Origin of the sequence: Mannheimia glucosida (assembly GCF_046267875.1) — a bacterium.
In the GTDB taxonomy this organism is placed as follows: domain Bacteria; phylum Pseudomonadota; class Gammaproteobacteria; order Enterobacterales; family Pasteurellaceae; genus Mannheimia; species Mannheimia glucosida.
Genome location: NZ_CP176502.1, coordinates 1,543,025 through 1,560,348, shown reverse-complemented (window position 1 = coordinate 1,560,348; position 17,324 = coordinate 1,543,025). Strand labels below are relative to the sequence as shown.

At 40.1% G+C, this 17,324-nt stretch carries 13 protein-coding genes and 2 tRNA genes; 6 read left to right on the top strand and 9 right to left on the bottom strand.

Annotated elements, in window-relative coordinates:
- Positions 1 to 75: 75 nt before the first annotated feature.
- A complete protein-coding gene (glnD, locus tag ACJ7Z2_RS07610) occupies positions 76 to 2,640 on the bottom strand; it encodes a bifunctional uridylyltransferase/uridylyl-removing protein GlnD (protein ID WP_409499879.1) in 2,565 nt (854 codons plus the stop codon).
- Positions 2,641 to 2,751: 111 nt separating this feature from the next.
- On the opposite strand from glnD, the gene ACJ7Z2_RS07605 reads away from it, so the two are divergent.
- A complete protein-coding gene (locus ACJ7Z2_RS07605; protein WP_126302132.1) occupies positions 2,752 to 3,729 on the top strand; it encodes a calcium/sodium antiporter in 978 nt (325 codons plus the stop codon).
- A 56-nt stretch (positions 3,730 to 3,785) separates the two neighbouring features.
- Here ACJ7Z2_RS07605 and serC read toward each other — a convergent pair whose 3' ends face one another.
- Positions 3,786 to 4,868, bottom strand: a complete 1,083-nt coding sequence (serC, locus tag ACJ7Z2_RS07600) for a 3-phosphoserine/phosphohydroxythreonine transaminase (RefSeq protein WP_126302133.1) — start codon at positions 4,866 to 4,868, stop codon at positions 3,786 to 3,788.
- Between the two features lie 334 nt (positions 4,869 to 5,202).
- On the opposite strand from serC, the gene ACJ7Z2_RS07595 reads away from it, so the two are divergent.
- The 3 genes from ACJ7Z2_RS07595 to ACJ7Z2_RS07585 are packed head-to-tail and all read left to right on the top strand — an operon-like array spanning position 5,203 to position 7,825.
- Positions 5,203 to 5,883 carry a TIGR00153 family protein gene (locus tag ACJ7Z2_RS07595; protein WP_126302134.1) on the top strand — a complete coding sequence of 227 codons (681 nt, stop codon included), beginning with the start codon at positions 5,203 to 5,205 and terminating at the stop codon, positions 5,881 to 5,883.
- Between the two features lie 10 nt (positions 5,884 to 5,893).
- Positions 5,894 to 7,162 (top strand): inorganic phosphate transporter, encoded by a 1,269-nt coding sequence (locus ACJ7Z2_RS07590; RefSeq protein WP_126302135.1) that lies wholly within the window; start codon positions 5,894 to 5,896, stop codon positions 7,160 to 7,162.
- Positions 7,163 to 7,213: 51 nt separating this feature from the next.
- Positions 7,214 to 7,825, top strand: coding sequence for a TIGR04211 family SH3 domain-containing protein (locus ACJ7Z2_RS07585; protein WP_126302136.1), 612 nt, complete (start codon positions 7,214 to 7,216; stop codon positions 7,823 to 7,825).
- A gap of 50 nt (positions 7,826 to 7,875) precedes the next feature.
- On the opposite strand, the gene aroA is transcribed toward ACJ7Z2_RS07585, so the two are convergent.
- The 4 genes from aroA to rlmE form a co-directional block, all read right to left on the bottom strand.
- Positions 7,876 to 9,174 carry a 3-phosphoshikimate 1-carboxyvinyltransferase gene (gene aroA / locus ACJ7Z2_RS07580; protein WP_409499878.1) on the bottom strand — a complete coding sequence of 433 codons (1,299 nt, stop codon included), beginning with the start codon at positions 9,172 to 9,174 and terminating at the stop codon, positions 7,876 to 7,878.
- 44 nt (positions 9,175 to 9,218) lie between these two features.
- Positions 9,219 to 10,313: a histidinol-phosphate transaminase gene (gene hisC, locus ACJ7Z2_RS07575; protein WP_126302138.1), complete on the bottom strand. Its 1,095-nt coding sequence runs from the start codon at positions 10,311 to 10,313 to the stop codon at positions 9,219 to 9,221.
- A 198-nt stretch (positions 10,314 to 10,511) separates the two neighbouring features.
- Positions 10,512 to 12,458, bottom strand: a complete 1,947-nt coding sequence (ftsH, locus tag ACJ7Z2_RS07570) for an ATP-dependent zinc metalloprotease FtsH (protein WP_409499877.1) — start codon at positions 12,456 to 12,458, stop codon at positions 10,512 to 10,514.
- 120 nt (positions 12,459 to 12,578) lie between these two features.
- The gene (gene rlmE / locus ACJ7Z2_RS07565) at positions 12,579 to 13,205 is read right to left on the bottom strand and encodes a 23S rRNA (uridine(2552)-2'-O)-methyltransferase RlmE (RefSeq protein ID WP_409499876.1); all 627 of its coding nucleotides are present in this window, start codon (positions 13,203 to 13,205) and stop codon (positions 12,579 to 12,581) included.
- Between the two features lie 346 nt (positions 13,206 to 13,551).
- Between rlmE and glmU the strand changes: the two genes are divergently transcribed.
- The gene (gene glmU / locus ACJ7Z2_RS07560; RefSeq protein WP_409499875.1) at positions 13,552 to 14,916 is read left to right on the top strand and encodes a bifunctional UDP-N-acetylglucosamine diphosphorylase/glucosamine-1-phosphate N-acetyltransferase GlmU; all 1,365 of its coding nucleotides are present in this window, start codon (positions 13,552 to 13,554) and stop codon (positions 14,914 to 14,916) included.
- Positions 14,917 to 15,068: 152 nt separating this feature from the next.
- Here glmU and ACJ7Z2_RS07555 read toward each other — a convergent pair whose 3' ends face one another.
- Positions 15,069 to 16,133 carry a porin gene (locus ACJ7Z2_RS07555; RefSeq protein ID WP_409499874.1) on the bottom strand — a complete coding sequence of 355 codons (1,065 nt, stop codon included), beginning with the start codon at positions 16,131 to 16,133 and terminating at the stop codon, positions 15,069 to 15,071.
- Positions 16,134 to 16,636: 503 nt separating this feature from the next.
- Here ACJ7Z2_RS07555 and priC point away from each other — a divergent pair.
- Positions 16,637 to 17,155, top strand: coding sequence for a primosomal replication protein PriC (gene priC, locus ACJ7Z2_RS07550; RefSeq protein WP_409499873.1), 519 nt, complete (start codon positions 16,637 to 16,639; stop codon positions 17,153 to 17,155).
- A 3-nt stretch (positions 17,156 to 17,158) separates the two neighbouring features.
- On the opposite strand, the gene ACJ7Z2_RS07545 is transcribed toward priC, so the two are convergent.
- Positions 17,159 to 17,232, bottom strand: a tRNA-Cys gene (locus ACJ7Z2_RS07545).
- A 15-nt stretch (positions 17,233 to 17,247) separates the two neighbouring features.
- Positions 17,248 to 17,323, bottom strand: a tRNA-Gly gene (locus ACJ7Z2_RS07540).
- Position 17,324: the final 1 nt, after the last annotated feature.

Here is a 17,324-nt window from a genome sequence, read left to right as displayed (position 1 = left end):
TCTTAACTCGTGATTTAATTTACCTAAAACGTTGAAAAATTTACCGCTTGCAGTCTTCACTCCAAGCGGTTGTTTTCATTCACTATCTAGTTCGGTAATTAGAATGGCTTTTAGTTCTAACTGTTCTTGTTCCGATAAAGCTTTTCCTTGATCATTACTGACCACAAAGAAATCCTCTACCCTTTCACCAATAGTCGTAATTTTCGCATTAATTAAATTTAATCGGAGCCGGTTAAAAATATAGCCTATTTGTGCCAACAACCCTTCTCTATCCAAGGTAAAAAGTTCAAATTCGGTTTGTTGCTTTGATGACGGAGGAAGAAAACGCAGCCGAGTTTTACGCTTAAATGACAAATGTTTCACCGGTTTTTTGGTAAATTTTATGCCTGTTTCAGTTAAGCTTAACATTTTCATCATCGCCTGCTGAATTTGCATACATCTCTCATCGGTTAAATCATCACCATCACGCTCGCTCACAATAAAGCTGTCTAATACTACGCCATTTTCAGTAGTAATAATTTGTGCATCGTGAATGCTAATGCGTTTTTGGCTGAGTAATTGGGCGATTCGAGCAAACAGTTGAGGTTGATCTTGGCAACATACAAAAATTTCTGTACCACCACGGGCATATTCATTACTGATTAAAACCATCGGCAACCGGCGAGTTTTTACATAATGCAGAGCGTGCCATACCAACTGAGTCGGTGTATGGTGAAGAAAATAACGCTCCGGGCAAGGTTGCCAAAATGCGTTTAATGCTACTCGCTCATCAGCTGAAAGCACGAACTTCATCAGTTCTAATGCTTGCAAGCGATGCTCTTGTGCCACTGCTTGATAATTCAAATTTTGAGCCAGTTGCTGTAGCGTAAATTGATATAATTGGGTAAACAGCGAGGCTTTCCAATCATTCCAGAGGCTCTCACTAGTTGCACAAATATCTGCAATCGTTAAACAAAGTAGTGAAGATAAAGCGGTCTGATTTTGCACTTTTTTTGCAAATTCGCTGATGATTTGCGGATCGTGGATATCTCGTCTTTGTGCGGTGATCGACATTGTCAAATGCTCTGCCACCAGCCAAACCATATCATTGATTTGTGCTTGAGAAAAACCGTGTAGTTCCGCAAATTCTCGCATATCCACCGCACCAACTTGAGCGTGTTCGCCCTCTCTACCCTTGCCAATATCGTGGAAAAGAGCCGCAAGATAGAGCAACGGTTTCTCAGAAAGCGTTGCAAATAGCTGATGACATAGTGGGAAAAACGCCCGACTTGGATCTTCGCTAAAATTTTCTAAATTTAACATGACTCTGACCGTATGCTCATCGACTGTATAAATATGGAATAGGTCGAATTGCATTAGCCCTTCGATCCCCTTCCATTGCGGTAGATAAGCACTCAAAAAACCCAGTTGGTGCATTGGAAGTATTGCTCGGCTTATGACTTTCGGTTGAGCAAAAAGCTGTACAAATTTCGCTCGCATTTCAGGCAAAAAGCACATAGGCTCGTGTTGTTGCTGTAAACACAGTCTCAACTGACGTAAGGTGTCGGCATTCGCTATCAACGTAGGATCGTTTGTAAGATGAAAAAAGAGATCCAACATTGTTGTGGGTTGGGTTTTAAATATTTTACGTTCGACCACAAATAATTGCTGTTCTTGCCGATAAAAATACTGATCAAGCGGTTGTTTTTGTGCATTTTTTTGCAACTCGTTTACATAGGCTTGTTCAAAACTGTTTAACAATAATTGGCTCAGTTGCGAAATGGATTTTGTGGCTTGAAAATAATCTCGCATCATTAATTCCACCGCTTGATTTGCTTCGCCTTGGTAGCCTAATATTTCACTCAGTTGTAATTGTCTGTCAAACCGAAGGCGATTATCGTAACGTTTCAGTTGCAAATGAAGTGCAAAACGCATCCGAAAAAGTACCGCTTGTGCTGCGAGCAGCTCCTTATATTCTTCCGGGTAAAGTAGCCCTTTATTGAGGAGATCGACAAAAGAAGATACACCATAATGCCGTAGCATAATCCAAGAGATTAAATGCAGATCTCGCAATCCTCCCGGGCTATGCTTGAGATCTGGCTCAAGGTTATAGCTAGTATTATGATAACGTGCATAACGCTCATTTTTTTCAGCCATTTTCGCTCTAAAAAACGCTTTAATATCCCAGAAATCCGGCTGATAAAGTGCTTCTTTTAATCTTAGCCAAAGCGATTTATTACCTAATAAAAATCGCCCTTCCAACATATTAGTGGCAACCGAAATTTCTGCTTTCCCAATCTGAATACATTCTTCGAGCGTACGCACACTGGTGCCAAGTTGCAGTTTACTGTCCCAAAGCAAGGCAAATAGTTCGGTTAAACGCTGCTGAATAGCCTCTTCTAGCGGTTTTTCGGTTAACACTAAAATATCCAGATCCGAAAGCGGAAACATCTCCTCACGCCCATACCCCCCTACCGCTAATAGGGTAATATGTTCATATTGGGTCAGTTCAAAATCTTGCCAAAGTGCTTGCAATAGTTGGTCATAAAATTGGCTACGTTGTGCAAGTAAGCTGAGTACATTTTCGGATTGAAATGCTTGCCGCTGTTGCTCCGTAAATGCTGATAAAAGCGTTTTTAATTCGTTGCTGTTTTTCATCATAATCTCTTCCTAAACTGGCAAAATAATAGGTCATTTATTTTCGTTTGCCTATATTTATTTTGGCTAAAATGCTTATAATGCCTTTATGTTTTTCATCTAAAAGGATAGTTTATGACACTTGCTGTTGCCGCTATTATCGGCGGCTTAATGATATTAGTTTGGAGTGCGGATCGTTTTGTGGAAGGGGCAGCATCTACGGCTCGCCATTTTGGTATGACACCCTTGTTAATCGGTATTGTGGTCATTGGTTTTGGTACATCTGCACCGGAGATGATCGTATCTGCCTCTTCTGCATTAAGCGGATCGCCGGGTATCGCTCTCGGTAATGCCTACGGTTCTAACATTACCAATATTGCGCTGATTTTAGGTTTAACCGCAATAATTAAACCGCTATCAGTTAATTCTGATGTGTTAAAAAAAGAATTACCGATTTTAATGGCTGTCACCCTGCTTTCTGCTTATTTGGTTTATGATGCAAACGTCACTCAACTTGATGCGATTATTTTACTTGCTGTGTTTTTTGTATATATGGCGTGGACAATTATTACCGCAATGAAAAGTAAAAATGATGCATTAAGCTTAGATGTTGATGCAGAATTAACCAATAGTGCTGAGATGGGATTAGGAAAATCCATTCTTTGGCTAATTATTGGTTTAGTATTGCTAGTAATTAGTTCCCAATTCTTAGTCTGGGGAGCAGTTGAAGTGGCTAAATTTTTTGGCGTCAGTGATTTGGTAATAGGGCTTACTATTGTAGCGGTAGGCACCTCACTACCTGAATTAGCCTCTTCTATTGCAGCTGCTCGTAAAGGAGAAGTGGATTTAGCTTTAGGTAACATTATCGGTTCTAACTTATTTAATACGTTAGCCGTGGTGGGAATTGCCGGTGCTATAGAACCAATGCAAGTTTCAACGGAAGTGTTTTCTCGCGATGTCTTGATAATGTCGGCTCTCACCTTCTTATTATTCATTTTCGGGATCAACCTCTATCGTCGGACAGAAGGTGGCAGAATTAATCGGTTAGAGGGCTTATTACTCTTTGCCGCTTATGTAGGCTATAATTTCTATTTGTTTAAAACTGCGGTCTAGTGCCAAATTCAAAGAGCCACAAACGTGGCTCTTTAATTTATATGCTTAAGCTTGAATTAAGCATTACGTTGTTCAAATGCCTTCATAAATTCAATGAGTGCTTTTACCCCATCAATCGGCATTGCGTTATAAATTGAGGCACGCATTCCACCTAATACTTTATGGCCTTTCAAGGCCTGTAAACCACAAGCGGTCGCTTCTGCCACAAATTTTGCATTTAGCTCGTCATTACCCGTGGTAAAGGTTACATTCATTAAGGAACGGTTTTCATGTGCTACCGTATTGTAATAGAATGTTGAACTATCCAAATACTCATAAAGCAACGTAGCTTTAGCAAGATTACGTTCTTCAGTAGCTTTCAAACCACCCTCTGCCAGTAAATGTTGGAACACTAAAGAACATAAATACCAAGCGAAAGTTGGCGGGGTATTAATCATCGAATCAGCATCTCGCTGAGTTGCATAATTCCAAATAGATGGGGTATCTTTGCGTGCATTGCCAATTAAATCATCACGAATAATCACAATCGTAATGCCAGCAGGCCCTAGATTTTTTTGCGCTCCGGCATAAATCACGCCAAATTTACTGATATCAATCCCACGGGCTAAGATATTAGACGACATATCTGCCACTAACGGGGTGTTTCCGACATTTGGAATATCGAAAATTTCTACCCCACTGATGGTTTCATTGGTGCAATAATGGACATAATCATATTGCTCTGCAATATCGCTGAAATCTAAACGACTCACTTTAAGTTGCGGTTCAGTCTCTAAAATATTGATTTCATCAATTTCCGCAAAGTTACGTGCCTCTTTTGCTGCTGTTGCCGACCAATGCCCTGAATTAAGGTAAAGCGCTTTGCCTTTTTTACCGATTAAATTCATTGGAATGGCTGCAAATTGCCCCCTTGCACCACCTTGAAGAAATAGAATACGATAATTGTCCGGCACATTATACAGCTTGCGTAAATCTGCCTCCGATTGTGCCGCCAGCTCCATAAATAGCTTTCCACGGTGGCTCACTTCCATCACCGATGTGCCTTGGTCTAGCCAATTTAATAATTCCTGTTGTGCTTTTTCGAGTACTTTCTTCGGCATCATTGCCGGGCCTGCACTGAAGTTATATACGTCTGTCATTTTTCACCTCATATAGTCATAATATTGATGGTATTCTATCTGAAAAAAAGCGTAATGGTAGAATAAAAACAGAAAAAATTATTTTGGCAAACTTGCATAAGATGCTATTTTTAAAAGCATAATATTCTTTCTTAAGATCGCTCAAATAAGATAATAAGCAATAATAAAAAAACAAGCATAAATTTCTTCCATTTTTTGCAAAAAAATTATTAAAACAAACCGCTTGCCCTAAAAACATAATTTAATTTCGTGATCTTTACTAATACATCAAGTAAAATACGCCAGACTTTACAGTAAGAAGTCATTATAAACATTATCACTATGGAGATATTTTATGGCATTGAATAACATTTTAGGTTTATTCGCCCAGTCCCCACTTAAGCCATTACAAAAACATTCAAATAAAGTGACAGAATGTAGTGAGTTATTAGAACCTTTTTTTGAGGCAACTTTTGAACATGATTGGGAAAAAGCAGCCGAAGTGCGCGGTAAAATTGTTGATTTAGAACGCCGCGCGGATGCCCTTAAACGTGAAATCCGCTTAAAACTTCCGCGTGGACTATTTATGCCTGTGGAAAGAAGTGATTTATTAGAATTAGTTACACAATTAGATAAATTAGCAAACTATTCAAGAGATATTTCCGGTCGCATTATTGGGCGTAAATTAATTATTCCTGCCGAAATGCAGCCACTTTTCCAAAAATTCCTTTCTCGTAGTATTGATGCCAGCCGTCAAGTACGCAAAGTTTTAGATGAAATGGATCAGTTATTAGAAACTGGTTTTAGAGGGCGAGAGCTTGATTTCGTCAATAAAATGATTATGGAACTCGACCAAATCGAAGATGATACGGATCAATATCAAATTACCCTACGTCATACGTTGCTTGAGTTAGAAAAAACACTCAATCCTATTGATGTGATGTTTTTATACAAATGTATCGAACGTATCAGTATTTTAGCCGACCAAGCCCAACGAATTGGTTCTCGTATTGAGCTGATGCTGGCAAAATCCTAGGAGATCATCAATGGAATTTCTCAACCAATATGGCACAATCTTGGTGATTGTGACGGCTGTTTTAGGTTTTTTGATGGCATTCGGGATTGGGGCAAACGATGTATCTAACGCAATGGGAACATCAGTCGGCTCCGGTACTATTACGATTAAACAAGCCATTTTAATTGCAATGGTGTTTGAAGTAGCGGGAGCTTACCTTGCCGGTGGTGAAGTAGCAGATACCATTAAAAGCGGTATTATTGAGCCAGCCCAGTTTACACACCGTCCGGATACTTTAGTGCTGGGTATGATGTCTTCACTTTGTGCTTCAGGCGTGTGGTTAATTGTGGCAACCAAAATGGGTTGGCCGGTTTCAGGCACGCATACTATTATCGGTGCGGTTATCGGTTTTGCCCTTGTTACTGTCGGTGCTGATGCTATTCAATGGGATGCTTTAGGCGGTATTGTTGGCAGCTGGTTTATTACGCCGTTAATTGCCGGTATTGTAGCGTATTTAATTTTTATTAACTCACAAAAATTAATTTTCAACCGCTCAAATCCGTTTAAACAAGCGAAAAAATATGGCCCGATGTATATGGGCATTACTATTTTTATTCTAGTGATTGTAACGGTATCAAAGGGTTTAAAACACGTTGGATTACATTTAAATACGGTGGAAACCTTAGGTATTTCACTCGCTCTTGCCTTAGTTGCGGTGGTAATCGGCTTTTTCTACTTCCGTAGTAAAAGTTTTGCGATGAAAGCGCGTGCTGAAGGTAGAGGCTTTGCCGGTGTAGAGAAAATTTTTAGTATTTTAATGCTATTAACTGCTTGTGCTATGGCATTTGCTCACGGTTCAAATGATGTAGCTAATGCCATCGGGCCTTTAGCTGCGGTTGAATCTATTGTGCGTAGCGGTGGTCTAATTGAAGGAAAAACCGCTATTGCCCCTTGGATTCTACCACTCGGTGCAGTAGGTATGATGGTTGGCTTAGCCGTTATGGGCAAAGCTGTAATGGCAACCGTAGGTTCAGGGATTACCGAACTCACCCCAAGCCGTGGCTTTGCTGCTCAATTTGCCTGTGCAGTCACCGTTGTAATTGCTTCTGGAACAGGACTTCCAATTTCAACCACCCAAACCCTAGTGGGTGCGGTGTTAGGGGTTGGATTCGCACGCGGTATTGCTGCTTTAAATTTAGGGGTGATTCGCAATATCGTCATTTCGTGGGTGATTACCCTTCCTGCCGGAGCGGTGCTTTCTATCATCATTTACTATATTTTAAGTGCTATTTTCTATTAATTAATATAAGAATGCAGCTCGCTGCATTCTTACTAGCTTTGAGGAATCAATATGAAGAAATTATCATCAGCTCTACTCTCTTGTCTTTTACTCGGTCTATCTAGCCCAGCCTTTGCGGCAGATACATACATTACTGAAAATCTGAGTACATTTATGCGTAAAGGTGCTGGTGATCAATTCCGTATTTCAGGTGCAATCCAAGCAGGCGAAAAAGTCACGGTTTTAGACCGCAAAGAGCGTTATAGCCTGATTCGAGACAGCCGTAACCGTGAAGGTTGGGTGCTGAATTCTGAATTAAGCGAGACCGCCAGCCCGAAAGACCTCATTCCTCAATTAAAACAACAGGTGCAAGATTTAACCAATCGCCTGAGCAAAATTGACACCGACTGGCAACAACGTACCGCAGAAATGCAACGTAGAACCCAAGATTCGGTGCAAAAAAGCAGTGATTTAGTAGAAGAAAACGCACAACTCAAACGTGAACTGGAAATTCTGAAAAACAAAAATCGTGATTTAGAAACAATGCACGATTCCGAGAAACGTGAAATCGTGATTCAGTGGTTTATTTATGGTGGTGCCGTATTGGGAGCAGGGTTATTACTCGGCTTAATTATCCCATTACTGATTCCTCGCCGCAGACGTAACAATAGCGGTTGGGCATAATAAAGTGTAGAAAGTAAAAAGGATTCAGTTTTCTGAATCCTTTTTTGCTTTTATCTAACCGATAATTTTTCCAATTCACTAAAGTAAGTTGGGAACGTTTTTGCCGTACAGTTTGGATCTAGAATGGTTACTTCCGTATTGGATAACGCAATCAACGAAAAACACATTGCCATACGGTGATCATTGTAGGTCTCAATTTCAGCGTGTTGGAAGTGTTCTAACGCAAGCGGTTGAATCCGAATAAAATCTTCCCCTTCTTCAATTACCGCCCCGATTTTACTCAATTCGGTTGCCATTGCGTTCAAACGGTCGGTTTCTTTTACCCGCCAGTTATAAATATTGCGGATAACGGTTTCCCCTTCAGCAAATAAAGCGGTTGTTGCAATCGTCATTGCGGCATCAGGAATATGGTTCATATCCATATCTACGCCTTTTAACGGAGCTTGCTCGGCTTGAATGAAATCCTCTCCCCAAGTGATTTTTGCCCCCATTTTTTCCAACACATCAGCAAACAAGCGGTCGCCTTGGATCGATTTTTTACCAATCCCTGTTACTTTCACATTGCCCTTAATCGCTCCGGCGGCTAAGAAATAAGAGGCAGAAGAGGCATCACCTTCCACCAAATAATTACCTTGTGGGGCAACATAGCCTTGTTTACCTTTAACTAAAAAGGTTTTGTAATCACGATTTTCAACCATAATACCAAAATCTTTCATCATCGAAAGGGTAATATCGATATAAGGTTTTGATACCAGATCACCAATAATCTCAATTTCCATATCGCTTTCCGCTAGTGGAGCAGACATCAGTAATGCGGTTAGAAATTGGCTTGAAATTGAGCCATCAATTTGTACTTTTCCACCCTGCAAACCGCTATTAGTAATTACCAACGGCGGATAACCTTCATTTTCTAAGTATTGCACCTCAGCACCGACTTGGCGTAAAGCATCGACTAAGTGTTTAATCGGGCGTTCTTTCATTCTTGGCTCACCGGTAAGAATGACTTGAGCCTTTTCCTCACCTTTTAAACACAATGCTGCTGCAAGCGGCCGCATTGCCGTGCCTGCATTACCGAGAAACAATGATAATCCGTTTTGAACCTTAAAAGCTCCGCCAATCCCTTCAACTACGCAGACGGTTTTATCCTCCGATAGCTCATATTTCACGCCTAACGCTTTTAGAGCATTAAGCATATGGCGAATATCATCACTATCTAATAAATTGGTCACACGGGTCGTACCGGTGGCTAAGGCGGCTAATAATAAGGCTCGGTTAGACAGGCTTTTGGAGCCGGGTAAATTGATCTCCCCTTCTACACGGGAAATCGGAGTTAAAGTTAGTTTTTCCATTTTCTCTTTAAATTTGTAAAATTTTCATAAAAGGTAACCGCTTGTTAAGCTAACACTTTCAATAAGGCAGTAAAAAATCTCTCGTTTTCTTGCGGTAAACCGATACTAATGCGTAAATGATTCGGCATTCCATAACCTGCTATCGGGCGAACAATCACGCCTTCACGCAATAGTGCCTCATAAATCGCAGCAGCAGGACGTTTGAAATCGATAGTAATGAAATTACCTTTAGACGGAATATATTCCAAGCCGTTTGCTTGGCAGAAAGCCTCATAACGAGCCATTTCCAAGCGGTTATTTTCTGCCACTTTTTTGACAAATTCATCATCATTCATCACCGCAATCGCTGAAGCTAAAGCAAGGCTGTTGCAATTAAATGGCTGGCGAACACGGTTTAATAAATCTGCAATTTCAGGGTTTGACACCGCATAGCCAATCCGAAGCCCTGCTAAACCATAAGCCTTAGAGAGCGAACGTGACACAATTAAATTCGGGTATTTTGCCAATAAGCCAAACGAATCCACCCGCTCTTGAGGCGCAGTAAACTCAGTATAGGCTTCGTCCAGTACCACGATCACATTCGCCGGCACCTTGGCTAAAAAGCCCTCAATTTCCGCTTGGGTTAAAAAATTACCGGTCGGATTATTCGGGTTGGCAATAAAAATTAATTTAGTTTTGTCGGTGATTGCAGCTAAAAAGGCATCTAAATCGTGTCCCCAATTTTTAGCCGGAATTTCACGGGCAACGGCATTAATCGCTTTCGTCACCAACGGATACACAATAAACGCATACTGAGAATAGATAATTTCATCTTGCTCACCAGCGAAGGTGTGGGCAAACAGTTCCAATAAATCATTTGAGCCATTGCCTAAGGTGATTTGATTAGCTTGTACGCCAAATTTTTGGGCAATCGTGGTTTTTAATTCAAAACCGTTTGAATCCGGATAACGGGTTAAATCGTCAAGCTGGTTCAGAATAGCCTTTTTTGCACTTTCAGGAAAACCAAACGGGTTTTCATTCGAAGCTAGTTTAATGATATTTTGAATCCCTAATTCACGCTCTAACTCCTCAATCGGCTTTCCGGCTTGGTAAGGCGAAAGCGATTTCACGCCCTCATTTGCGATGTTGATAAATTGCATAATAACCTCTGTTGTTCTTATTAAAATATCAAGTGATTTTAGTGGAGAAAGTCCCTTTTTGCCAGTAAAAATTTTGTTACAAATGGCAAGAAATAAGTACAATCTAATCCTTTTGTCATTTGCAAAAAATCGGCAGAAAACAACCGCTTGTACACAAAAAAACCGAGAACAAAATTGTTCTCGGTTTCAGTCTTATGATTAGTTTCCTGCTTGTGTATCTGCAAGGGAATCACCAATATTATTATCCTTAGTCGGCTTATCATCTAAGGTCGTCGATGTAGTATCTGCCGACTGCTCTCCACTTGGTGGGGTCGCATTGTCATCTTTAGTCGGGGTATCGCTCCAACCTGATGGTTCACCCACCGGACGGCGTGCCATTAAATCATCAATTTGCTTGCTGTCTAAGGTTTCGTATTTCAATAAGGCATCTTTCATTGCGTGTAAGATGTCTATATTTTCTTCTAGCGTTTGCTTCGCTCGTTGATAGTTGCGGTCAATGATCTTACGCATTTCCACATCAATCAATTTTTGCGACTCTTCAGATACACCTTTAATCGCCCCCATTCCATCTTCATTTTGATAGAAAATCGGCCCTAATTCTTTCGAGAAACCCCATTGAGTAACCATTGCTCGTGCAATTTGGGTTGCTCGGTGAATATCGGACGAAGCCCCTGTGGTAATTTTATCTTCACCAAAAATCAAGCCTTCCGCAATTCGCCCTGCAAATAGGGTGGAAAGTTGGCTTTCTAATTTAGTAAAGGTTTCACTCACACGGTCTCCTTCCGGTAAGAATTGAGCAAAACCTAATGCCTGACCACGAGGCACAATCGTCACTTTATTTAGCGGATCGTGTTCCGGCATTAAATAACCAACAATCACGTGTCCAGCTTCGTGGTAAGCGGTGTTGATGATCTCTTTTTCCGTCATTGTATTTGAACGGCGTTCAGGCCCCATATTGATCTTGTCACGGGCTTCTTCGAAATCTTCCATCGTTACCACACGTTTATTTTTACGGGCAGCAAATAAGGCAGCTTCGTTCACTAAGTTTGCCAATTGAGCACCAGAGTAACCCGGCGTACCACGGGCAATTTGCATTGGATCAACGCCTTCTGCAAGCGGTACTTTTTTCAGGTGAACTTTCAAAATCTGCTCACGCCCTTTCACGTTCGGTAAATCGACTGTTACTTGGCGGTCGAAACGACCTGGACGAGTTAAGGCATCATCTAACACATCGGCACGGTTGGTTGCTGCAATAATAATCACACCTTCAGAACCTTCAAAACCGTCCATCTCAACTAGCATTTGGTTGAGGGTCTGTTCACGCTCATCGTGTCCGCCGCTAAAACCTGCACCGCCACGTTTACGTCCCACTGCATCAATTTCATCAATAAAAATAATACAAGGGGCATTTTTCTTGGCTTGGTCGAATAAATCACGCACGCGTGACGCACCAACACCGACGAACATTTCCACGAAGTCCGAACCTGCCATTGTAAAGAACGGCACTCTCGCTTCACCGGCAATGGCTTTCGCTAATAAGGTTTTACCTGTACCCGGAGGACCTACCATCAAGATCCCTTTCGGAATACGTCCGCCCAGTTTTTGGAATTTGCTTGGGTCACGCAAAAACTCAACCACTTCGCCCACTTCTTCTTTTGCCTCATCACAGCCGGCAACATCAGAGAATCGGGTTTTGACTTCATCGGCAGTGAGCATTTTGGCTTTGCTTTTGCCAAAGCCCATTGCACCGCGTCCGCCACCGCCTTGCATTTGTCGCATATAGAACACATAAAAGCCAATTAACAGCAACATCGGGAACCAAGAAATCAGAATTTGCGAGAGTAAGCCACGGCGTTCCGCAGGCTGACCGGTAATTACCGCATTGGTTTTAGCTAAATCTGCCATTAAGTATTCATCATACATTGGCATTACGGTTTGGTAGGTTGCACCGTCATTTTTGGTAACCAAAATAGTGTCGTCATTCTGTTTGAAATCGACCCCTTTTAAGCGATTTTCTTTAATATCGCTTAAAAAAGTCGAATATGGCACTGTGTTTGAGCTTCCGCTGAAATTAGCGTTAAAGCCTTCATAGGCCGTCATCATCACAATGGCAACCACTACCCAAAGTAAAATATTTTTAACCATATCGTTCAAGGTTAATCCCCTATCTGCTGAATAAAAAACTGTTCAAGATTACTATAAAAGCGGTCAAATTTTCCAATTTTTTTGCAAAATGTTAATAAAAAGTGACCGCTTGCCTGTTTTCTAGCCTTTATAACCTGTCGCTACAATATAAACTTCTCGAGAGCGATCTCGAGATGCCTCCGGTTTTCTGACTTTTACCACACTAAAGAGTGAACGGATTTCTCGAAGGTATTCATCAAATCCTTCGCCTTGGAAGACTTTTACCACAAAACTGCCTTTGGTTGCTAACACTTGGCGACACATATCCAATGCCAATTCCACCAAATACATTGCACGGGGAATATCCACCGATGGCATTCCGCTGAAATTAGGTGCCATATCCGACATCACTACATCCACTTTGTCTTCGCCCACTCGTTCAAGCAACGCATTCAGTACAGATTCTTCACGGAAATCACCTTGTAAGAAATCCACGCCCGCAATCGGGTTCATATCTAAAATATCACAGGCGATCACCCTGCCTTTGCTCCCGATTTGCGTCACCACATATTGCGACCAACCGCCCGGTGCAGCGCCGAGATCCACCACCGTCATCCCCGGTTTGAATAAACGGTCGGTTTGTTGAATTTCATCTAACTTAAAATACGCCCGTGAACGCAATTTTTGCTTATGTGCTTTTTGCACAAATTGATCTTTAAAATGTTCTGCAAGCCAACGTGATGAACTCGCACTTCGTTTTCTACCCATTTTTTCTTCTATATTAATTAATTCAACGATTTATAATAAGGTTTAAATTAGCAAATTCAAGAGATGTTCTAAAATTTAGCCCAGCTTATTATGTATAATTAATCGAGTATTCTAGCAAAGATATACACTATTGTAGAGAGATAGCTCAAATAAGTGCTACCTATTTATGCCGGTTTTCCACAAGTTCCAAATCAATTAATAGAAAAAGCTAACAACAAACAGGCAAATTTCTTTTGCTTGTCGATGAAATCCATTCATAAAAAGGTTAAAATATTGCAAAAATATCACTTGTAGCAATCAGATGTTGCTATAAGCCTTCATCTATTTAGTCAAATAAGGATTCTCTATGACTCAACTGAGCGTTGTGATTTTAGCTGCCGGTAAAGGCACTCGTATGTATTCTGATTTACCAAAGGTATTGCACCCTGTTGCTGGTAAACCGATGGTAAAACACGTTATTGATACTGCCAAACAACTAGATGCCCAGCAAATTCATTTAATTTACGGACACGGTGCAGACTTATTAAAAGCACGTTTAAACGAAGAGCCGGTAAACTGGGTGTTCCAAACCGAGCAATTAGGCACAGGTCACGCAATGCAACAAGCTGCTCCTTTTTTCGCTGACGATGAAAACATTGTAATGCTTTATGGTGATGCACCTCTAATCACAAAAGCTACTTTAGAACGTTTAATCGCAGCCAAACCGGAAAATGGCATTGCATTATTAACCGTTGAATTGGAAAACCCGACCGGCTATGGGCGAATTATTCGTGAAAACGGCTCTGTGGTAGCAATTGTTGAGCAAAAAGATGCTAATGAAGAACAACTCAAGGTTAAAGAAGTAAATACCGGCGTGATGGTCGCAAGCGGAGCAAGTTTCAAAAAATGGCTGAAAAACCTAAATAATAACAATGCTCAAGGCGAATATTACATTACTGATGTAATTGCAATGGCAAACCAAGAAGGTTTTAAAGTACAAGCGGTTCAAGCTACTGAATTTATGGAAGTGGAAGGGGCAAACAACCGTTTGCAACTTGCTGCCCTTGAGCGTTTCTATCAAAAACGTGAAGCAGAAAAACTGCTGTTAGCTGGTGTGACTATTATCGATCCAAGCCGTTTTGACCTTCGTGGCACGGTCACTCACGGAAAAGATGTTCAGATTGATGTGAATGTCATTCTAGAAGGTAACATCAAACTTGGTAACAATGTCAAAATTGGTGCAGGTTGCGTACTGAAAAACTGCGAAATTGGCGATAATGTTGAAATTAAACCATATTCTGTGCTTGAAGATTCGATTGTCGGCGCAAAATCCGCTATCGGTCCATTCTCTCGCTTACGCCCGGGTGCGGAACTGGCGGAAGAAACCCATATCGGTAACTTTGTGGAAATCAAAAAAGCGACCATCGGAAAAGGTTCAAAAGTAAATCATCTCACTTATGTCGGCGATGCGGAAATCGGCAAAGAATGTAACATCGGCGCGGGTGTGATCACTTGTAACTATGATGGTGCGAATAAATTCAAAACCATTATCGGTGATAATGTATTTGTCGGCTCAGACAGCCAACTCATTGCCCCGGTTACGATTGCCAGTGGCTCAACCATTGGTGCCGGAGCAACCGTTACCAAAGACGTTGCAGAAAATGAATTGGTCATTAGCCGTGTGCCACAACGCCACATTCAAGGCTGGCAACGCCCGACTAAAAAGAAATAATGCCAGTGGTCAAAAGTTATTATATTTAAAAATTGGCTTTGCCAATAACAGCAAAGCCATACACTTTAAAAAGGATAATGAACAATATATTTAAAACAAAACCCCTAACAATAAATATTGTTAGGGGTTTATCAATTTAGGAAATCAATTGATTACCAGTATACACGCATACCAACACCGATAGCTTTGTTAGTTGATTTGCCTGTGTATTCATAACCATTAGTTACTTTATCGTAACCCTTAGTACGAGTATAAGAACCCTCAACAAAAGCAACTACTTGTTTATGGAATTGGTAGTCAACACCTAGTAAGAAGCCATGAGTTTTTTCTTTACTTACGTTTTTCACTTTTTCACGCTCATATAGGTAGTTACCATATACTTTAGATGCTGGTACTACTTGGTATTCAAAGTTTGGAGACACATAGAAAGCATTTCCTTTCTCATTTTCTACTTTTTCATGACGATAGCCAGAGTCAACACTTAATTTTAAGTCACCAAATTTATAACCAACAGAACCTAATACACCATCTTTACGGTGCTTAGTGCTATCAGTAGCTGTTTTGTAGTTTGTATGACCATAAGCTGCACGTAAATCCCAGTTATCTACAGTATATAATGCACCAATGCCGTATGCATTTTGAAGTGAATTTACTAATACTTCACCAGCTGCATCACGATCTTGTGCAAAGTTATAGTTTGCACTTACATGTAAGTTTTCAACACCACGGTAGTCATAACGAATAACTTGGTTACCATCGGTTTGAATATAATCACCTTTTGGATTAATACCGTAGTTGTAATCTACTGATTGACTTAAATCATCAGCAATCGTTAATTGACGACCAAAAGTTAATTCACCATATTGCTTACTACCTAAACCAACATAAGCACGTTTAGTATATAAATCACCAAAACCATCATCACTGGTATTTTTGTTAAAACGGAACTCAACACGACCTAATGCATAGAAATCTTGAGCTAAATCATGTTTTACTCTCACACCAAAACGTGAACCAGCATTACGGATTCCTGTGTGTGCATCTTTTTTAGTTTTAACAACATTATGATTGTCTAGCTCTTTAGAATTCGTTCTATCAAGAACGATACGTAAAGAACCGTCAAAATCTACTTTTGAACCTTCTGCATCGTAAACGGTGGTTGCTGATGCTGACGCTGCGAACGCGGTTACTGCTAATGCAACTAATGTTTTTTTCATAATTTTCACCTTAGATTTTATATGTTATATGATAAGTAATTACCCTCATTAAGGTGTAAGAGTAATTATCCAAGATACAATGTATCAGCAAAACGCCTAACATTGTTTTCGCCAGAATAATTGCAAAAAGAAAACTTAATGTCAATAGTTCAAACTCCAAAACAAAGACGCCATTTTTTCTTTTAAAATCAAATGGTTATACTTACATTATTTCATTTGGAGAAAATCCACTCATTTTCAACAGAAAAAATGAAGTACATAACACATTGATAAATAAGCGTTTTTTATATTTAATTTGATATAGTTCAAACTTATCAGAAAGTTCATTTATTTTGTGACATAGTTCACATTTTTGATATTTAATTTCTTTTTTGCTTATTTTTCACACACGAACTATAAGAAATCAATAAAAATCAACCGCTTGAATGCAAGGTGTTTTGCTTTAAAATAGAAGTTATATGAAATAAAATTCACTTAAATTTTCTTTATTGATAACATCAAGCATGCAAAAAAAACTTTTTATCGCCCAAATAAAACAAAACCTCTCGGAATTAAATGTATTTTCAACGGATAATATTTTTCTGAATTCACCCTATTTCTCACAGCAAACCGGTTTGGTGAGTGTGTTCATTGCTGAAATTGAAAAAACAGTTGAGCTATTATTGAACCAAACTGAGGTGTTATATAGTGAATTTTACGCTGAAAAATTAGTTAAACAATTTGATGCATTAAAGAATGCCGTAGAAAAAATCCAAAGTAAGCCAGAATCAGCTCAATTCCATTCTTCCTATCAATTTTCTCCAAATATTCATCGTTTAGCGCCCAACAAACGCTTACAAGAATACCGTAAAGCGTTACGTGCATTGAACGAGAAAATTAGCTGGTTAGTTGAGCAAAATTTAAATACGCAAAATGAAGCAACTAAACAAACCCTGCAAAATCAAATTACAGAGACAGAATATCGCAAAATGAAATGTTTAAAAGCAATTGAAGATTTAGAACAAGAGTTGCTATTTAAATAGTGATGGAGGCGTGTCCCGGAGTCGAACCGAGCTACATGGATTTGCAATCCAGTGCATAACCGCTTTGCTAACACGCCATAAGATTTGAAAATTGGAGCGGGAAACGAGACTCGAACTCGCGACCCCGACCTTGGCAAGGTCGTGCTCTACCAACTGAGCTATTCCCGCA